12 protein-coding genes are annotated in these 16,244 nt (G+C 47.3%); 5 read left to right on the forward strand and 7 right to left on the reverse strand.

The window, feature by feature from the left end; genetic code table 11:
• Window positions 1-2 precede the first annotated feature (2 nt).
• The 3 genes from B5Z18_RS32740 to B5Z18_RS23215 all read right to left on the reverse strand — a co-directional run bounded on the left by B5Z18_RS32740 (window position 3) and on the right by B5Z18_RS23215 (window position 4,765).
• Window positions 3-1,235, reverse strand: coding sequence for a TolC family protein (locus tag B5Z18_RS32740; RefSeq protein WP_200817324.1), 1,233 nt, complete (start codon window positions 1,233-1,235; stop codon window positions 3-5).
• On the reverse strand, window positions 1,232-4,363 hold the full coding sequence (locus tag B5Z18_RS23210) for an efflux RND transporter permease subunit (protein ID WP_200817325.1): 3,132 nt from the start codon (window positions 4,361-4,363) through the stop codon (window positions 1,232-1,234). The genes B5Z18_RS32740 and B5Z18_RS23210 overlap by 4 nt, the downstream gene beginning before the upstream one ends.
• A gap of 96 nt (window positions 4,364-4,459) precedes the next feature.
• Window positions 4,460-4,765 (reverse strand): DUF6660 family protein, encoded by a 306-nt coding sequence (locus tag B5Z18_RS23215; RefSeq protein ID WP_079471918.1) that lies wholly within the window; start codon window positions 4,763-4,765, stop codon window positions 4,460-4,462.
• A gap of 103 nt (window positions 4,766-4,868) precedes the next feature.
• Between B5Z18_RS23215 and B5Z18_RS23220 the strand changes: the two genes are divergently transcribed.
• From B5Z18_RS23220 to B5Z18_RS23235, 4 genes are all read left to right on the forward strand, one after another.
• Complete coding sequence (locus tag B5Z18_RS23220) at window positions 4,869-5,564, forward strand: LytR/AlgR family response regulator transcription factor (protein WP_079471919.1); 696 nt, start codon at window positions 4,869-4,871, stop codon at window positions 5,562-5,564.
• Window positions 5,565-5,691: 127 nt separating this feature from the next.
• Complete coding sequence (locus tag B5Z18_RS23225; protein WP_079471920.1) at window positions 5,692-5,883, forward strand: hypothetical protein; 192 nt, start codon at window positions 5,692-5,694, stop codon at window positions 5,881-5,883.
• A 136-nt stretch (window positions 5,884-6,019) separates the two neighbouring features.
• Window positions 6,020-8,218, forward strand: coding sequence for a hybrid sensor histidine kinase/response regulator (locus B5Z18_RS23230; RefSeq protein WP_079471921.1), 2,199 nt, complete (start codon window positions 6,020-6,022; stop codon window positions 8,216-8,218).
• A gap of 156 nt (window positions 8,219-8,374) precedes the next feature.
• Window positions 8,375-8,575 (forward strand): hypothetical protein, encoded by a 201-nt coding sequence (locus B5Z18_RS23235; RefSeq protein ID WP_079471922.1) that lies wholly within the window; start codon window positions 8,375-8,377, stop codon window positions 8,573-8,575.
• A gap of 166 nt (window positions 8,576-8,741) precedes the next feature.
• Here the strand turns inward: B5Z18_RS23235 and B5Z18_RS23240 are convergent, their stop codons facing one another.
• Window positions 8,742-9,995 carry a tetratricopeptide repeat protein gene (locus tag B5Z18_RS23240; RefSeq protein ID WP_079471923.1) on the reverse strand — a complete coding sequence of 418 codons (1,254 nt, stop codon included), beginning with the start codon at window positions 9,993-9,995 and terminating at the stop codon, window positions 8,742-8,744.
• Between the two features lie 159 nt (window positions 9,996-10,154).
• Complete coding sequence (gene gyrA, locus B5Z18_RS23245) at window positions 10,155-12,761, reverse strand: DNA gyrase subunit A (protein ID WP_079471924.1); 2,607 nt, start codon at window positions 12,759-12,761, stop codon at window positions 10,155-10,157.
• A gap of 423 nt (window positions 12,762-13,184) precedes the next feature.
• Here gyrA and B5Z18_RS23250 point away from each other — a divergent pair, with 423 nt between their 5' ends.
• Window positions 13,185-14,507 carry a saccharopine dehydrogenase C-terminal domain-containing protein gene (locus B5Z18_RS23250; RefSeq protein ID WP_079471925.1) on the forward strand — a complete coding sequence of 441 codons (1,323 nt, stop codon included), beginning with the start codon at window positions 13,185-13,187 and terminating at the stop codon, window positions 14,505-14,507.
• Between the two features lie 86 nt (window positions 14,508-14,593).
• Here B5Z18_RS23250 and B5Z18_RS23255 read toward each other — a convergent pair whose 3' ends face one another.
• Both B5Z18_RS23255 and B5Z18_RS23260 read right to left on the reverse strand, forming a co-directional pair.
• The gene (locus B5Z18_RS23255; RefSeq protein WP_079471926.1) at window positions 14,594-15,271 is read right to left on the reverse strand and encodes an SIR2 family NAD-dependent protein deacylase; all 678 of its coding nucleotides are present in this window, start codon (window positions 15,269-15,271) and stop codon (window positions 14,594-14,596) included.
• A gap of 10 nt (window positions 15,272-15,281) precedes the next feature.
• Complete coding sequence (locus tag B5Z18_RS23260) at window positions 15,282-16,151, reverse strand: DUF4349 domain-containing protein (protein ID WP_079471927.1); 870 nt, start codon at window positions 16,149-16,151, stop codon at window positions 15,282-15,284.
• Between the last annotated feature and the right edge of the window lie 93 nt (window positions 16,152-16,244).

Here is a 16,244-nt window from a genome sequence, read left to right on the forward strand (position 1 = left end):
CCTTACTGCTGACCTGCCAGGTAAGCCATATATAATTCTGCCTGTTTTACTTCATTGCGGGCCAGCAGGTATCCCTGCCGGGCGGTGAGCCCATGCTCCAGGTTAAGAAAATATTCTGCATAGCCAATGTCTCCACTGCTGTATGATTTCTCAGATTGTTTCAAAAGCAACTCCACGTTTGGCAGCGACGTGCTTTCATAAAACTCCAGGCTGTTCCTGTTTTTGATAAACTGTTGTACTGCCTGTTCATACTGGGATTGCAGCTGTATCACATTATTATCAAACTGCAAACTGGCAGCCTGCTGCTGCTTTTCTTCCGCCCTTACTTTTGCTTTAAGTGGCCCCATCCAGATGGGCAGTGCCAGTCCAACCTGAAATCCCTGGAAACGGTTGCTGTTGGTGGCCAGCGGCGCGCCTGAAGCATTCAGCGGGGTGCCAATAAACGACTGGTTAAAATAACCTACCATGATATCCGGCAGTATCGCGGCTTTGAACAACTTCTTTTGCTTTTCCGCAATGGTTACCTGCTGTTTAAGGTATTGCAGTTGCGGATTGGCAGCTACCGCTGCGGAATCATTTATGAGAGAAAGCGTGGCGCCTGGTATAGCCGTTTCCGTTATAGTAACCGGCGTAGTGATGCCCAGTAATGCCTGCAACCTGGCGGTATAAATTTTAAGATCCGCCTCGTTCTGACGCAGGGAATTCTTTACTTCATTGAGCCGTCCTTCAGCAGCGATCTTCTCCAGCATCCGGCTTTCCCCGGTGCGGTAACGCAGATCCGCGCTACGGGCAAACCTGCTGAAGATGCTGTCCTGCCGCATGATCAGGGCTCTTACTTCTTGCAGGTACAGCAGCTGTACATATACCTGCTTCACCTGGTACACCAGTTCATTTTGCGTAACAGCTTTAAACCATACGGCTTTATCTACCTGCGCATTATTCAGTTCCTTCCTGGCGCCGAACACGGTGGGAAAAGGAATGGTTTGTGTGACGCTGTAGTTGTTATCATTCGCAACATAACTGTTTGTTTGTCCGTACTGCAGGTTCACATCTGTTTTCGGGATCTCCCCGCTGGTGCCTGTCATTTTACGGTAGTAACCGATGGAAGCATCAGCAGATTTCAGTCCTTTATTTTGCTGCAAGGCCAGCTGCACCGCTGTTTCCAGCGTCAGCGCCTGCGATTGCGCCACGGCCATCGCAGGTAACAGCAAGCCTGTTAATATCCAGATCTTCATAATGTATGTTTTGAAAAACCTTTCTCAAAATAGATATATAAACACGGCAACACCAGGAGGGTGAGCAAGGTAGAAGTAATCAATCCTCCTATTACCACGGTAGCCAGTGGACGCTGTACCTCCGCTCCTGCGCTGGTGGCCAGGGCCATCGGTAAAAAACCGAGCGACGCCACAAAAGCCGTCATGAGTACCGGCCGTAATCGTGTAGCCGTTCCATTTAGTACCACGCTGTTCAGGTCCTGCAAGCCGGACTGTTTCAACCGGTTGAACTCTCCTATCAGCACAATGCCGTTTAATACCGCTACGCCAAACAATGCAATGAATCCTACCCCGGCGGAAATACTAAAAGGCAAACCGCGCAGCATCAACGCAAAAACGCCTCCTATGGCCGACATCGGGATGGCGGTAAATATGAGCAGCGATTGTTTTACAGAGTGAAAAGTAAAATAGAGCAAGCCGAAAATCAGCAACAACGCCACGGGTACGGCAACGGCTAAACGCCGGTTCGCTTCTTTCAGATTTTCAAACTGCCCGCCGTACCGGATAAAATAACCAGCGGGTAGCTTTACCTCTTTGCCGATAGCTGCTTCAATCTCTTCTACCACGCTGGTGATATCGCGGCCACGAACGTTAAAACCAACGATGGTACGCCTTTTCGCATCTTCTCTTTGCACCTGGTTGGGACCGGTCGTCAATTTCACTTCCGCTACTTCCTGTAGCGGCACCTGGTTGCCGGATGGTGTGGTGATGTACAGGTTTTGTACATCCGCCAGCTGCTGCCGGCTTTGCTGATCCAGCCGCAGCACCAGGTCGAAACGCTTCTCCCCTTCATATACCAGTCCGGCGCTCTGACCGGCGAAAGCGGTGTTAATAGTTTGATTAATGGTGGCGATATCAAGTCCGTAACGGGCTATCTTGTCCCGGTCGGCTGTGACCACTATCTGTGGTAGCCCGCCGGTTTGCTCTACGTACAGATCTTTGGCGCCGGGTGTACGGTTCACAATGCGGCCTATTTTATCGGCCAGTGAAGCCAGCGTGGCGAGGTCTTCTCCAAAAATCTTAATTCCTACATCCTGCCGCACGCCGGAAATCAGTTCGTTGAACCGTAGCTGGATAGGCTGTGAAAAGCCAAAACTCACGCCAGGTATAACCTCAAGGGCTTCCTGCATTTTATTGGCCAGTTCTTCCCGGCTGCGGGCACTGGTCCATTCTTTCCTGGGCTTTAGTAAAATAGTGAGATCGCAGGCCTCCATCGGCATGGGGTCTGTGGGTATTTCTGCGGCGCCTATTTTGCCGATCACTTCTTTCACTTCGGGAAATTGTTTCATTAATATACCGGAGGCCAGGCTCACTTTGTCGATTGTTTCCGACAGTGAGCTACCGGTGAGTAGCCGTGTCTCCACGGCAAAATCGCCCTCTTCCAGGGTAGGAATAAATTCTCCCCCCATCTTACCAAATAAAAATAATGCGATCACAAAAAGCAGTATAGCCGCTCCCGTTACCAATGCCTTTGCGCGCAATGCACCCCGGATAACGGGGTCGTATATACGCTGAAAGAAGCGCATGAGGCGGTCGGCCACCGTAACTTTATTATCCAGGTTTTTACTCAGCATCAGCGCGGACATCATGGGCACATAGGTGAGCGACAGGATGAAAGCGCCGAGGATGGCGAAAGAAACGGTTTGCGCCATAGGCCGGAACATCTTGCCCTCAATACCGGTTAAAGCAAGTATAGGCAGATATACGATAAGGATAATAATTTCACCAAAGGCAGCGGTGCTGCGGATCTTGCTGGCAGCCTCAAATACTTCGGTGTCCATTTCCTGCTGTGATAAGCGTACCAGTTGCCCGGTTTTATTTCTCCCAGCGAGATGGTGTAATGTGGCTTCTACTATAATTACGGCGCCATCTACGATCAACCCGAAGTCGATAGCTCCCAGGCTCATCAGGTTGCCCGATACCCCAAACAGGTACATCATAGAAATGGCAAATAACATCGACAAAGGGATTACAGAGGCTACAATCAGCCCTGCGCGCAGGTTCCCGAGGAATAATACGAGTACGAAGATAACAATGAGCGCTCCTTCTACCAGGTTCTTTTGTACCGTGCCCACAGCCCTGCCCACAAATTCGCTGCGGTCCAGGAAAGGTTCTATTACCACGCCGGGCGGCAGGGTTTTCTGTATCTGCGCGATCCTGGCTTTCACCGTTTTCACTACCTCGTTGGAGTTTTTCCCTTTCAGCATCATTACAATGCCGCCAACGGCCTCTCCGTTTGCATTGCGGGTAAGCGCGCCATAACGTACGGCGTCTCCCAGCTGCACGGTGGCGATATCCCTTATCAATACGGGCAATCCATCCGGTGTATTCTTCACCACTATCTTTTCTATATCCGCCAAACTACTGATCAGTCCTTCGCTGCGAATGAAGTAAGCGTTGGGTTTCTTGTCGATATAAGCGCCACCGGTGTTCTGGTTATTCCTTTCCATGGCGTTGAACACATCAGCGATGCCCAGGTGGTGACTGCGGAGTTTGTCCGGGTTCAGCGTTACCTGGTATTGCTTCAGCATCCCGCCAAAGCTGTTTACTTCGGCTACACCCGGCGTTCCCAGCAGCTGCCGTCTTACATACCAGTCCTGTATAGTACGCAACTCACGGGCGTCGAACTTTTCTTCATACCCTTTCCGCGGATGCAGCACATATTGGTATACTTCCCCCAGGCCGCTGGAAATGGGCGACATTTCCGGGGCGCCGATGCCGGGAGGTATATTGGTTCTGGCTTCGCCCAGTTTTTCATTCACCTGTTGGCGGGCCCAGTAAATATCTACATTATCGTGAAATACAATGGTGACCACCGACAGTCCAAACCTGGAAATAGAGCGTATTTCCGCCAGTTCCGGTATCACAGCCATTGTTTGCTCAATAGGAAAGGTAATGAGCCTTTCCACTTCCTGCGCCGCGAGTGAAGGCGATTGTGTAATCACCTGCACCTGGTTGTTGGTGATATCCGGTACTGCATCCACCGGTAAACGTAATAAGGAGTATACGCCAAATGCCGCCAGGGCACACGTAAATATCCCTATCATTAATTTGTTCCTCACAGAGAAACGAATGATCTTATCCAGCATGATTGATTCAATAAGTAATAAAATGACGTACCATAGCCATATCTGCACCGGTAAAAGGCACGGATATGCTCATAGCAAAAACATTTGTAAAACGGATTAAACCAGCTGTGGGGGCTGCCAGATATTATCTGATAAGGAAGGAAGCGGATTAACGGGCAACAGCGGGTAATCTATGATGATCCGTTGCGCCATAAAATAAACGGTGACTGCCACACCGGGAGTGGCCTGTACATTGCAGCAACTGCATACGCACAGCGGCGAGCAGTAGTCCGGTTGTGTTTCGTGATCGTGGGAAGTGGTGAGTTGTGCCGCCATGCTGCTGTTTGCCGGCTGGTAGTCGTTGCAGGGAATGCACGACAGCAGCAGGATATAACAGCTTAGTATGTAAAGTAACCACTTCATCTTTACAAATGTAAAAATTAAACTTAAAACCCCGCCGGAAAAAACTGCATCGCAGTTGCGGCTGAGATGATTTTATATTACGATTTGTACTTAAATTAGCCGCATGAATTGCCTGATAGTAGACGATAATAAGCTGGCACGTACCGCCATGAAGCAATTAGCCAGTCATGTGGAACAATTACATGTGGCAGGTGAATGCAGCAGCGCTATGGAAGCATATAATTTTTTACAGAAAGAAAAGATAGATCTCCTGTTGCTGGATATAGAAATGCCCGGTATGAGTGGCCTGGAGCTTACCCGCAACCTGGGGAAGAAACGTCCGGTGATTATCTTTACCACTGTAAAAAAAGACTATGCAGTAGAAGCGTTTGAGCTGAATGTGGCCGACTACCTGATTAAGCCGGTACAACCCGCCCGTTTTATCCAGGCCATTGAAAAAGCCCGCGAAATCGCCGACAGCAACAGCCGCGAAATACAGGTGTCTGATACCGAGTTTGTATTTATACGTGATAATGGTGTTCTGAAGAGAATAAAAACAGAAGACATCCTTTTCCTCGAAGCAATGGGCGATTATGTAAAATTAAATACCCCGCAGAAATTCCACGCCATCCATACCACACTGAAAGCGTTGGAAGAGAAACTGCCTGCTGGTAAATTCATGCGCGTGCACCGCTCTTATATAGTAGCGCTCGACAAAATTGAGTCTATTGAAGATGGCACCATCATTATCAATAAAAACGCGATTCCCGTAGCAGATGCTTACCGTTCTGCACTGAATAATAAACTGAACCTCCTGTAGCTCAACGACACTTTCCCCTTTTTGACCGATAGCTGCTGCCTGTTGGGCCATTAGTATTACCCTCACTTTTGAAGTGGATGTACCTTTAGGTCGTCAAACAATTGATCACTAAATAAAATATACAGCCATGAAAAAGTTTGGTATTGTAATCGCCGCAGCTATGTTGTTTATGAGTGCATCATCTTTTGCACAGACCACTGCGCCTAAAAAAGAAACAAAAAAAGAAGCGACTGCAAAGGCGCCTGCTCACAAAACACATGCGAAGCATCATCATACAGCAAAACCTGCTGCTGCTCCGGCTGCACCCAAAGCAAAATAATTACATTGCCTTGTCAACATAATTAGCCTCAGCGAATTATCACGCTGAGGCTAATTATCTGAAGGAAGGAGCAATAAAATTGCTACTTTTATTGAACCGGCTTTCCTATATCAGCGTTTATATGTACTAAACTGTCATGCAGCCTAAAAGAATCAAATATTACCTCCTCGGCCTGTTCATTACCGGAATGATATTATTTGTGGTGCTGCAATTCAACTCCGCCAACAATATCCATAAGCTGATCAAAGGCAATGAGCAGCTGTTACAGGAACTGAATGTAAAGAACGAACTCCAGAAGCTGCAAACCAATATGGCCAAAACCGACAGCAAGGTACGTGGCGCAGTTATTTCCCAGGATACTATTCATATTACCGGCATTGAAGCCGAAATAGCCATTATTAAGGCAGATCTTAAAGAGATCAATAAAATCATCAAAAACGACAGCACGGAGAAACTGCTTACCCAGCTCAATTACCTGGTAGATGAAAAGAACACCTTTAACCTGATGGTGCTGGATACTTTTTACAGCCAGGGTAAATGGGCCGCTGAAAAATTAATCAATAACCAGAAAGGAAGGCGGCTGGGCGAAGCCATCAACGGTATTCTGCGGCAACTGGATACCACCCGGCAATCGGAGGTGAACCGCACTACCCACCTGATAGACAGCAGCGGGCAAAAAGCCCAGCGCTGGGGCACCGTACTGGTGTTCTTTGCCTGTTTAATGAGCCTGCTCGCATTTTTATATATCACCAGCCGTATCCACCGGCAGGAACAACTCATAGAAGCACTGGATGAATCGCAGCAGCAGGAGAAAAAACTGGCCACCATAAAAGACCAGTTCCTGGCCAATATGAGCCACGAAATACGGACTCCCATGAATGCGGTGCTGGGTTTCACCAACCTGCTGAAAGCACAGCCCCTCAACGATAAATCCAAAGAATATGTAGGCGCCATAGAAAGCGCAGGCCAGAGCTTACTGGAAATCATCAACGACATCCTGGATATCTCCAAAATAGAATCCGGTATGATGCGCATAGAAGCTACCTCCTTCAGCCTGCGCAGCGTGCTGCATGGCGTAAACACCATGTTCAAACCCAAAGCCGAGGAAAAACAACTCCGGCTGGCTGTTACCATCGACGAAGAGGTACCGGATATTTTATATGGAGATGTAATGCGGTTGACACAGGTGCTGGTGAACCTTACCAGCAACGCCATTAAATTTACCAGTGAAGGCGAAGTACGCATACATGTGGCGAAAGTATGGGCAGAAGAGAATGCGGTTCGTATATTATTCACCGTTAGTGATACCGGTATTGGTATTGACCCCGCTATGCAGCAACGCATCTTCGACCGCTTTCACCAGGCGGAAGCCGCCACCACGCGTAAGTTCGGCGGAACGGGTCTGGGGCTCACCATCGTAAAACAACTGATAGAATTACAGAATGGTTTTATTTCCGTGGAAAGCAAACCCGGTGAAGGCGCCACCTTCAAAGTGGAATTGCCCTATACATTAGGTGAGTCATTGTCAGAAGAAGGACATCATTATTTTACGGAGAACGACCAACTCCCCTTACATCCCGATGTGCGGCTGCTGGTGGCAGAAGATAATAAGATGAACCAGAACCTGCTGCGTCACTTGCTGGGCAGCTGGCAATTGCAGTATAAAATTGTGAACAATGGCAGGGAGGTATTGCAGGCATTGGACCGGCAGCACTACGACCTCGTGCTGATGGATATACAAATGCCTGAAATGGACGGCTACACTGCCGTACAGGCCATCCGGCATGAGCTGCACTCCACTATTCCCGTAATTGCCATGACCGCCCACGCCATGGCCGGAGAGCGTGAAAAATGCCTCCAGATGGGCATGAATGAATATATCTCCAAGCCTATTATTGAAGAGGACCTGTATAGGATGATCCAGGTATACATCGGCAAACTGCCGCCCCGGGAGTTACCAGCTGTTTATCACCTCCCAAATGAAAATGGCGCACAGCATCTTATCAACCTGAATTATCTCCACGATCTTTCCAAAGGCAACAGCCACTTCGAAAAAACGATGCTGGAGCAATTCATTGCGCAACTGCCGGAAGAATTATCATTGCTGAAACAGGCGGTGGTAGCGGAAGACATTCCCGCTATACGTTCCACTGCACACAACCTGAAAACAACCGTATCCTTTATCGGTTTACAGGATCACCTGTATCCTATCCTGGAACCGCTGGAAAAACTACAGGAAAACAACTATCACCCCGGCATGGTGGCCAGCCAGTTCAATACCCTGAAACAGCTGTGTATACAGGCTGTACAGGAGGCAATCCACATCCTGTTATAATTCTCTGCTATATATTACCGTACATTTTTCCCTGTTCAACGACAGTAATTCCCTGTTCACCGAAACATCCTGCCAATACCTTCTTTGCTGATGTATTTTTACTGCAGAAACTATAACAAAATATTCTTCATCTAATCATTTTAAAAAGACAACATCATGAAAAAAAGCCTGATCGCCGCTGTAGTAGTAATGAGCATTTCTGCTGCATCTTTCGCACAAGCACCAGCTGCTAAACCTGCAAAGAAAGCTGCTAAAACTGAAGCAAAAGCTGAAGCAAAACCAGCTGCTGATACTACTAAGAAAGCCGCTAAACACGAACATGCAAAGAAAGCTGCTCCTGCTCCTAAGAAAGCATAATTCAGCACCATACAGCGTTTGAGTTAATAGTCCCGTTGGCCTTCCCGGTTAACGGGATTTTTTATGTATAGGAGAATCGCCGGAAATGATACAAATCAGCGACCCTTATACGCAAAAAAAGAGCTCACTGTAAAGTGAGCTCTTTTCAATAATATCAGGGCAGTTATTATTTCAAACTGTCCAGTTTCTTTTTCACTTCTTCTACTTTTGCAGTGTTGTTTTTGATCGCATAGATCTTCTGCAGTGCATAGAGGCAGCTTTCGTAAGTTTGTTTGTCGCTGGCATCGAGGCTGCTGGCTTTAGCAGTAAAGCCTGCATCAGCTTTCTCGAAGAAAGGTAATGCCTGACCCATCAGTCCTTCTACTTTTCCCTGTAATTCTTTGGCTTTGGGAGAAGTTTGCTGTTTGCTGTCCAGTCCATTCAGTTCTTTGTTGAAAACAACTGCGCGGTTAAAGTACAGTGCGCCCAGCTGGAAGTTAGCGGTAGCATCAGCAGGGTTCATTTCGATAGCTTTCTTATAAGCTGCTTCTGCTTTACCTATCAGTTCTTCGTAGTTAGCTGGTTTAGGAGCATCACCGCCTTTATCATCGCGGGGATTAGCCAGGTTATCTACGCGGATAGCGTAATCCAGTACAGCTGGCTGGTCGTTTGGATTTTCGGCAATCTTCTTTTCCAGCATGGTCAGTAATTCGTTGGTTTTACCTGTTTTGCTGTAGAAAGCCATTTCCATATCGTTAAAGCGTTTATCCTTAGGGAATAAACCTTTAGCCTGTTCAATAGTTTTCAGCCAGTTTGCCTGGTCGCCTTTTTCTTCATACAGCTGACCCAGGATTACATAGAGTGCTGGTTCGCCTTTGAACTGCAGATCTGCTGCTTTTTTCAGGTAGGTGAAAGCATCATCTTTTTTACCGGCCTGGTTGGCAGCGTAACCAACGTAAAAAGTGAGGGCAGTATCTGTAGGAATAGAGCCACCGAGGTTTTTACTGTTATAGAAGTCAGCTACTTCAAATGCCTGTTTGAAGTTATACAGGGAGGAGTCCCATTTCTGTTCATTCAGGTTAGCATAACCGGCGTTGGCGATAGTAGCGTATACATTGAATAACGGCTGGTTCATTTCCAGAACAGCTTCTTTCATTTTAGGATCTATTTCCAACGCTTTTTTGAAGGCAGCAAAAGCTTCTGTTGCGAGTGCAGAACTTTTCTGCTTGGTGCCCATAGCTTCCAGGATCTTACCATCTACCAGCCATGTTTTAGCGTCGTTCTTGGTCTTTTCATTCTGTAATGCTGCGTCAATATCCGCTTTGGCTTTTTCCAGATCTTGCTTCTTCAGGTTCTCATCCGCACTGCTAACTTTTGCCCGTTGTGCCATAACCGATACACCGGCCGTGCAAAAGAGAAGAGATACCAATAATTTTTTCATGCTTTTGTTTTTTTTAGTTGCTGATTACAATAAGAGTATGGTGCTCCAATAAATAGTAATACAACCAGTAGTATAGTTACCACTAAAAGCTGGCTGTATTTTTTTTATCAGAAACCGGTAACAGACCGGGTTAAGGACCTGTTACCGGCTATAATTTATTTATTCTTCTGTAGTGTCAGTAGCTTCACCGTCGGTTCCTTCCGGTGTATTGTCATTTTCACCTGCTTCAGGTGTTTCATTACTTGCTACAGCGGGCGTTTCGCTACCTTCTTCGCCTTCTTCTGCGTGGATTACTTCTTCTTCCTGTTCATCCAGTCGTGCTACAGCGGCTATTTCGTCGTTGTCATCCAGGCGGATCAGGCGTACGCCCTGTGTGGCGCGGCCGGCTTCGCGGATATCTGCAACAGCCATGCGGATGGTGATACCGGACTTACAGGTGATCATCAGGTCATGTTTCTCTGTTACGTCGAGTACTGCGATCAGGTTACCGGTTTTCTCCGTGATGTTAATGGTTTTCACCCCTTTACCGCCACGGTTGGTAATACGGTACTCATCGATGCTGGTACGTTTACCGAATCCTTTCTCAGATACCACGAGGATGGTTTTCTGTTCATCTTCCTTATTAACACAAACCATACCAACCACCTCGTCTTTGTCGCTGTCTACCTCAATTCCTCTTACCCCGATGGCGCCGCGACCGGTGTCACGCACTGTGGCTTCAGGGAATCTGATAGCGCGGCCGCTCTGGATGGCCATCATAATCTGGCTGTCGCCGGTAGTCAGTTTGGCTTCCAGCAGTTCATCGCCTTCGTTGATGGTAATGGCATTTACACCGTTCTGACGCGGGCGGGAGAACTCTTCCACCATCGTCTTCTTGATGATACCCTTCTTGGTACAAAGTACAATATAGTGGTTATTGATAAAATCTTTATCACTCAGGTCTTTAATATCGATGATAGCGCGGATCTTATCATCGGCCGGCAGCTGGATCATGTTCTGGATGGCACGTCCCTTACCGCTCTTCTCTCCGTCCGGAATTTCATAAACCTTCAGCCAGTAGCAGCGGCCTTTCTCTGTGAAAAACAGCATGGTATGGTGCGTGGAGGCTACGAACAGGTGCTCGATATAATCCTCATCACGGGTTTTACCACCAATGGCGCCACGGCCACCACGTTTCTGCTGACGGTAATCGTAGGCAGAAGTACGTTTGATATATCCCAGGTGAGAAATGGTGATCACCACATCTTCTTCTGCAATAATATCTTCGATCCTCATTTCGCTGGCGAGATACTGGATTTCTGTTTTACGTTCGTCACCAAATTTCTTCTTCACTTCTTCCAGTTCTTCGCGGATGATCTTCATACGTAAAGATTCATCAGCCAATACTTCTTTCAGGTAAGTGATCAGTTTCATGATGTCGTCGTACTCAGCACGGATCTTATCGCGCTCCATACCGGTAAGACGTTGCAAACGCAGTTCCAGTATAGCTTTCGACTGTAACTCAGACAATCCGAATTCTGTCATCAGCCCTTCCTTCGCAATATCAGGCGTAGCAGCGGCGCGGATCAGTGCAATCACCTGGTCCAGGTGATCCAGTGCGATCAGGTAACCGGCGAGGATGTGCGCTTTTTCTTCTGCTTTACGCAGGTCGAAGCGGGTTCTTCTCACTACTACTTCATGACGGAAGTCGATGAACTCTGCGATCATATCTTTCAGGTTCAGAATACGCGGACGGCCTTTTACCAGCGCCACGTTATTGATACCGTAAGATGTTTGCAGTTCGGAATATTTAAATAACTGGTTGATGATCACATTGGAGATTGCTTCTCTTTTCAGATCAATTACCAGGCGCATACCTTCACGGTCACTTTCGTCACGTACATCGGAAATGCCTTCAATGATTTTATCATTTACCAGCTGTGCAATTTTCTGGTGCAGCACTGCCTTGTTGATCTGGTAAGGCAGCTCATAGATCACCAGCTTTTCGCGGCCGTTTTTCGCGGTTTCAGAAGTAATTTTACCTCTTACCACTACCCTGCCCCTGCCGGTTTCAAAACCCTGCTTAACGCCTTCAAAACCATAAATAACACCCCCTGTCGGGAAATCCGGTGCTTTAATGTGTTTGATCAGCTCTTCTATAGTGATCTCTTTGTTTTCAATGTAGGCAATGGCGCCATCCACCACTTCGCTGAGGTTGTGAGGCATAATGTTGGTCGCCATCCCAACAGCGATACCGGAAGCGCCATTCACCAACAGGTTGGGAATGCGGGTAGGCAGCACTGTAGGTTCTTCGAGGGTGTCATCGAAGTTGTTGGTAAAGTCCACCGTTTCCTTTTCGATGTCTTCCAGCATGGCTTCTGCAATCTTCTGCAGGCGGATCTCGGTGTAACGCATGGCAGCCGGCATGTCGCCATCTACCGAACCGAAGTTACCCTGTCCATCCACCATTGGATAACGCATGCTCCAGGGTTGCGCCAGTCGTACAATGGTGTCATAAATGGAAGCATCACCGTGCGGGTGATACTTACCCATTACCTCACCCACAATACGCGCTGATTTCTTGTAGGCCTTGTTACTGTGGTTGCCGAGTTCATTCATTCCGAATAAAACGCGCCGGTGCACAGGCTTCAGACCATCTCTCACATCGGGCAAGGCACGGCCCACGATCACGGACATAGAGTAATCTATGTAGGCCGTTTTCATTTGCTCCTCGATATTTATCTGGACAATTCTCCCTTCCTGATGATTTTCCGTATGCTCTGTCATTTTGTGTGTTGATTTACAGTTTTTTCTGCGTAAAACAGATAAAGGCAAATATAGCCATTTCAGCCCTTATTCCGGCCTAAAAATCAAAGAATGTGAATAAAAAACGCCATAGGGATTAACGATTATATTGCAATATCGATATATGATTGATTTACACAATGAATGAGAACCATTTATATAGCATTTGTGTTATAGTAAAACAACCCTGTTTTTGTTTTATCTGCCATATGTTAAGACCCTTTAATATATTAGAATATAAATATTGGCAAAGTATTTGTTTCTAAGAGGCTGATAATCAATTGTTCGAATCAACGGAAAACATATATATAATAAGATCAAATCCGAATTTGCTTAAAAATTCGAACATTAGTATAAAAAGTGCTGTTATTCCCCTGATTCTTAATCACTTTTCTAAAGAAGACTATGAAGAACATACTGTTGTTTGGAGCCGGTAAATCGGCCACCAGTCTGATCGACTATCTGTTGGCAAATGCACCGCGACAAAAATGGCATATCACTGTAGCAGATCACGATCTTTCGCTCATCAAATCCAAAACAGGAAAATCATATTATGCTACTCCCGCCGCACTCGACATCAAAGACAACGCGGCCCGACAACAACTGATCCGCGATACTGACCTCGTGATCTCCCTTTTACCCGCCACCCTGCATATCCTGGTAGCCAAAGACTGCCTCGCGGCAAAAAAGAACCTCCTCACCGCCTCTTATATCGACGAAGAAGTACGGCAGCTGCAACCCGAAATTGAAAAAGCCGGTTTGCTCTTTATGTATGAAATGGGACTGGACCCGGGCATTGACCATATGTCGGCCATGAAGCTCATTCACTCCATTGAAAAGAAAGGCGGACAGATCTTCTCCTTTAAATCCTACTGCGGTGGCCTTATCTCCCCCGACAGCAATGATAATCCCTGGCAGTACAAAGTATCCTGGAACGCCCGGAACATAGTAATGGCAGGCATTTCCGGCGCTACCTACAAAGAAAAAGGAAAAGTAAAGGAACTCAGCTACGAACAACTTTTTGATCATACCAAAACCATCCAGGTACCCGGCATCGGTAAACTGGCCTTTTATCCCAACCGCGATTCACTGGGGTATATGCAGGCGTATAAGCTGGAAGAACTGGCCACCTTTATGCGCGCCACCCTCCGGTACCCAGACTTTTGCGAAGGCTGGAACGCCCTGATAAAGCTGGGCCTCACAGACGACCGTCATAAAATTGCCACAGATAAACTTACGTATACTGACTGGTCCACCAAATCCGTTAAAGAAGGAACAGGCACCCCGGAAGAGAATATGGCCCAGTTTCTGGGCGTTAGCACCAAGTCGAAAGTGATCCGCCAGTTAAAATTCCTGGGATTATTAAATACAGAAGTCATAAATTTAGGAGAACAAACCAATGCCGGCGTCCTCCAGTTCCTGGTAGAAAACAAACTTAAAATGGAACCTGCCGACAAGGACATGATTGTAATGATGCACGAAATTGAGTTTGAACGGCGCAACATGGCCACCAGGATGCACAGTTACATGATTGTTCAGGGCGAAGACAACATACACACCGCAATGGCTAAAACAGTGGGGCTTCCGTTGGGCATCATGGCCAAAATGATCCTCCAGGACAAGGTAACGTTAACAGGACTACAAATACCGGTAATGCCGGAAATATATAACCCCGTTCTAAAAGAATTAGAGGAGTATGATATCAGATTTGAAGAAAGCTTTGAATAAGCGCAAAGTTATTTTTTTCCTATGATGGACTCTAATCGGGCACAAGGACTTGTGATACCTCCCCTGGAACGGGGAGGTTTTTATTTTTATAAGATACTTAATAATTCCAGCACGCCTTCTGTAGCGGGCTTTTCAATGAGGTGCAGGTTATCTGCCACCGCTACTTCAGGAATTTTCCGGTCGATGATATACACCGGTACACCGGGCTTTACATACTGCAACAGGCTTGCCGCCGGGTATACCTGCAAAGAAGTACCTACTACCACAAACACGTCAGCTTCCCATACTTCCCGCGCCGCCTTTTCAATCATAGGCACTGCCTCGCCGAACCAAACGATGTGCGGGCGCAGCTGTCCGCCGTCTTCTGCCAGATCGCCCATCTTAATATCATCGTGGATATCATAAATCAGTTCCTCGTTGTCTACACTGCGCATCTTGAAAATTTCGCCGTGCAGATGCAACACTCGGGTAGAGCCTCCCCTTTCGTGGAGGTCGTCGATATTCTGGGTAATAATCCGTACATCATACTTTTCTTCCAGCTTTGCCAGGCCCGTATGCGCGGCATTGGGAAGCGCCGCTTTCACGTCCTGACGCCGGCCATTGTAAAAGTCCTGCACCAGGGCGGGGTTCTTCTGCCAACCCTGCGGGGAAGCCACTTCATATACATCGTAGCCTTCCCATAATCCGTCTGTGTCTCTGAAAGTCCGGAGGCCACTTTCTGCGCTGATGCCGGCTCCGGTCAGCACCACCAATCTTGGTTTCATGTGAATTCGTTTATTGGTTTACGTTAGTTGGGGTTCTGCGGGATTTCCATCTCCCTATTCTTTTTTTTATAAAAATAAAAATAAAAACAATACCAACAATCAAAGGCCATGCACTCAGTATACCCAGTGCAAAAGATAAAAGCCCGTTCCAGCCGTCTTTAAACGACAACCAGGACCGCTGCAGGAATCCCGGCGACTGCGGATCTGAGTTGGCAAAGGTTTGGTAATACTCCAGGCTGATGTTGCTGTAAGCCACGTGATGATCCATGTACTGTAACCGGCCCTTTGCGGATTCAATTTCTTCGCGGATACTTTTCAGCTGTGCTTCCACTTCCAGTATTTCTTTTACATTCTTCGCCTGCTGCAATATCTGTACGTAACGCTGCTCTACGGCCAGGCGTGCTTTCATGCGGGCGTCGAGGTCCACATATTCTTCTGTTACATCGGTGGAAGTGATACTTTTTTCATCCACCCTGGAGGCGCCGCCGGTGAGGCTTTCCACGCATTGTTCAAAGGCGGCTGCGGGTACTTTTATAGCTACCTCATTCCGCCATTGCATATTGGTATTTTCCTGTTTTTCGCTGGCAATGTAGCCGCCGTATTTTTTAACGGTATCGGCTATACGTTTCTTACAGGCTTCAAAATCGGAGGTGGAAAAGCGGAGCACCGCATTTTTTATTATTTTTTGGGAGATGGGTAACGAGGGTGCCTGCTCAGCATCGTTATCAGGCAGCACCAATGCCTGAGTGGCCGTTACCGCTGCTGCCCCTCCGGGTTCCTCCTGTTTAAGTTCCGCTACAGCCGGGGTGCTGTTGTTGTTGCGGCATGCCGGCAAAAGGGCCACTGCTGCGCAAAGAGCTAGTATGAATGAATATTTCATGAGCTGGAATTTTCTCTATGATGAATAGCTGACCGGAATTCCATAAACGGCGAAGGTTATCTTCCAAAAGAAAGATAACCTTCGCATTCATAT

The organism is Chitinophaga ginsengisegetis, from assembly GCF_900168065.1.
GTDB classification, from domain to species: Bacteria; Bacteroidota; Bacteroidia; order Chitinophagales; family Chitinophagaceae; genus Chitinophaga; species Chitinophaga ginsengisegetis.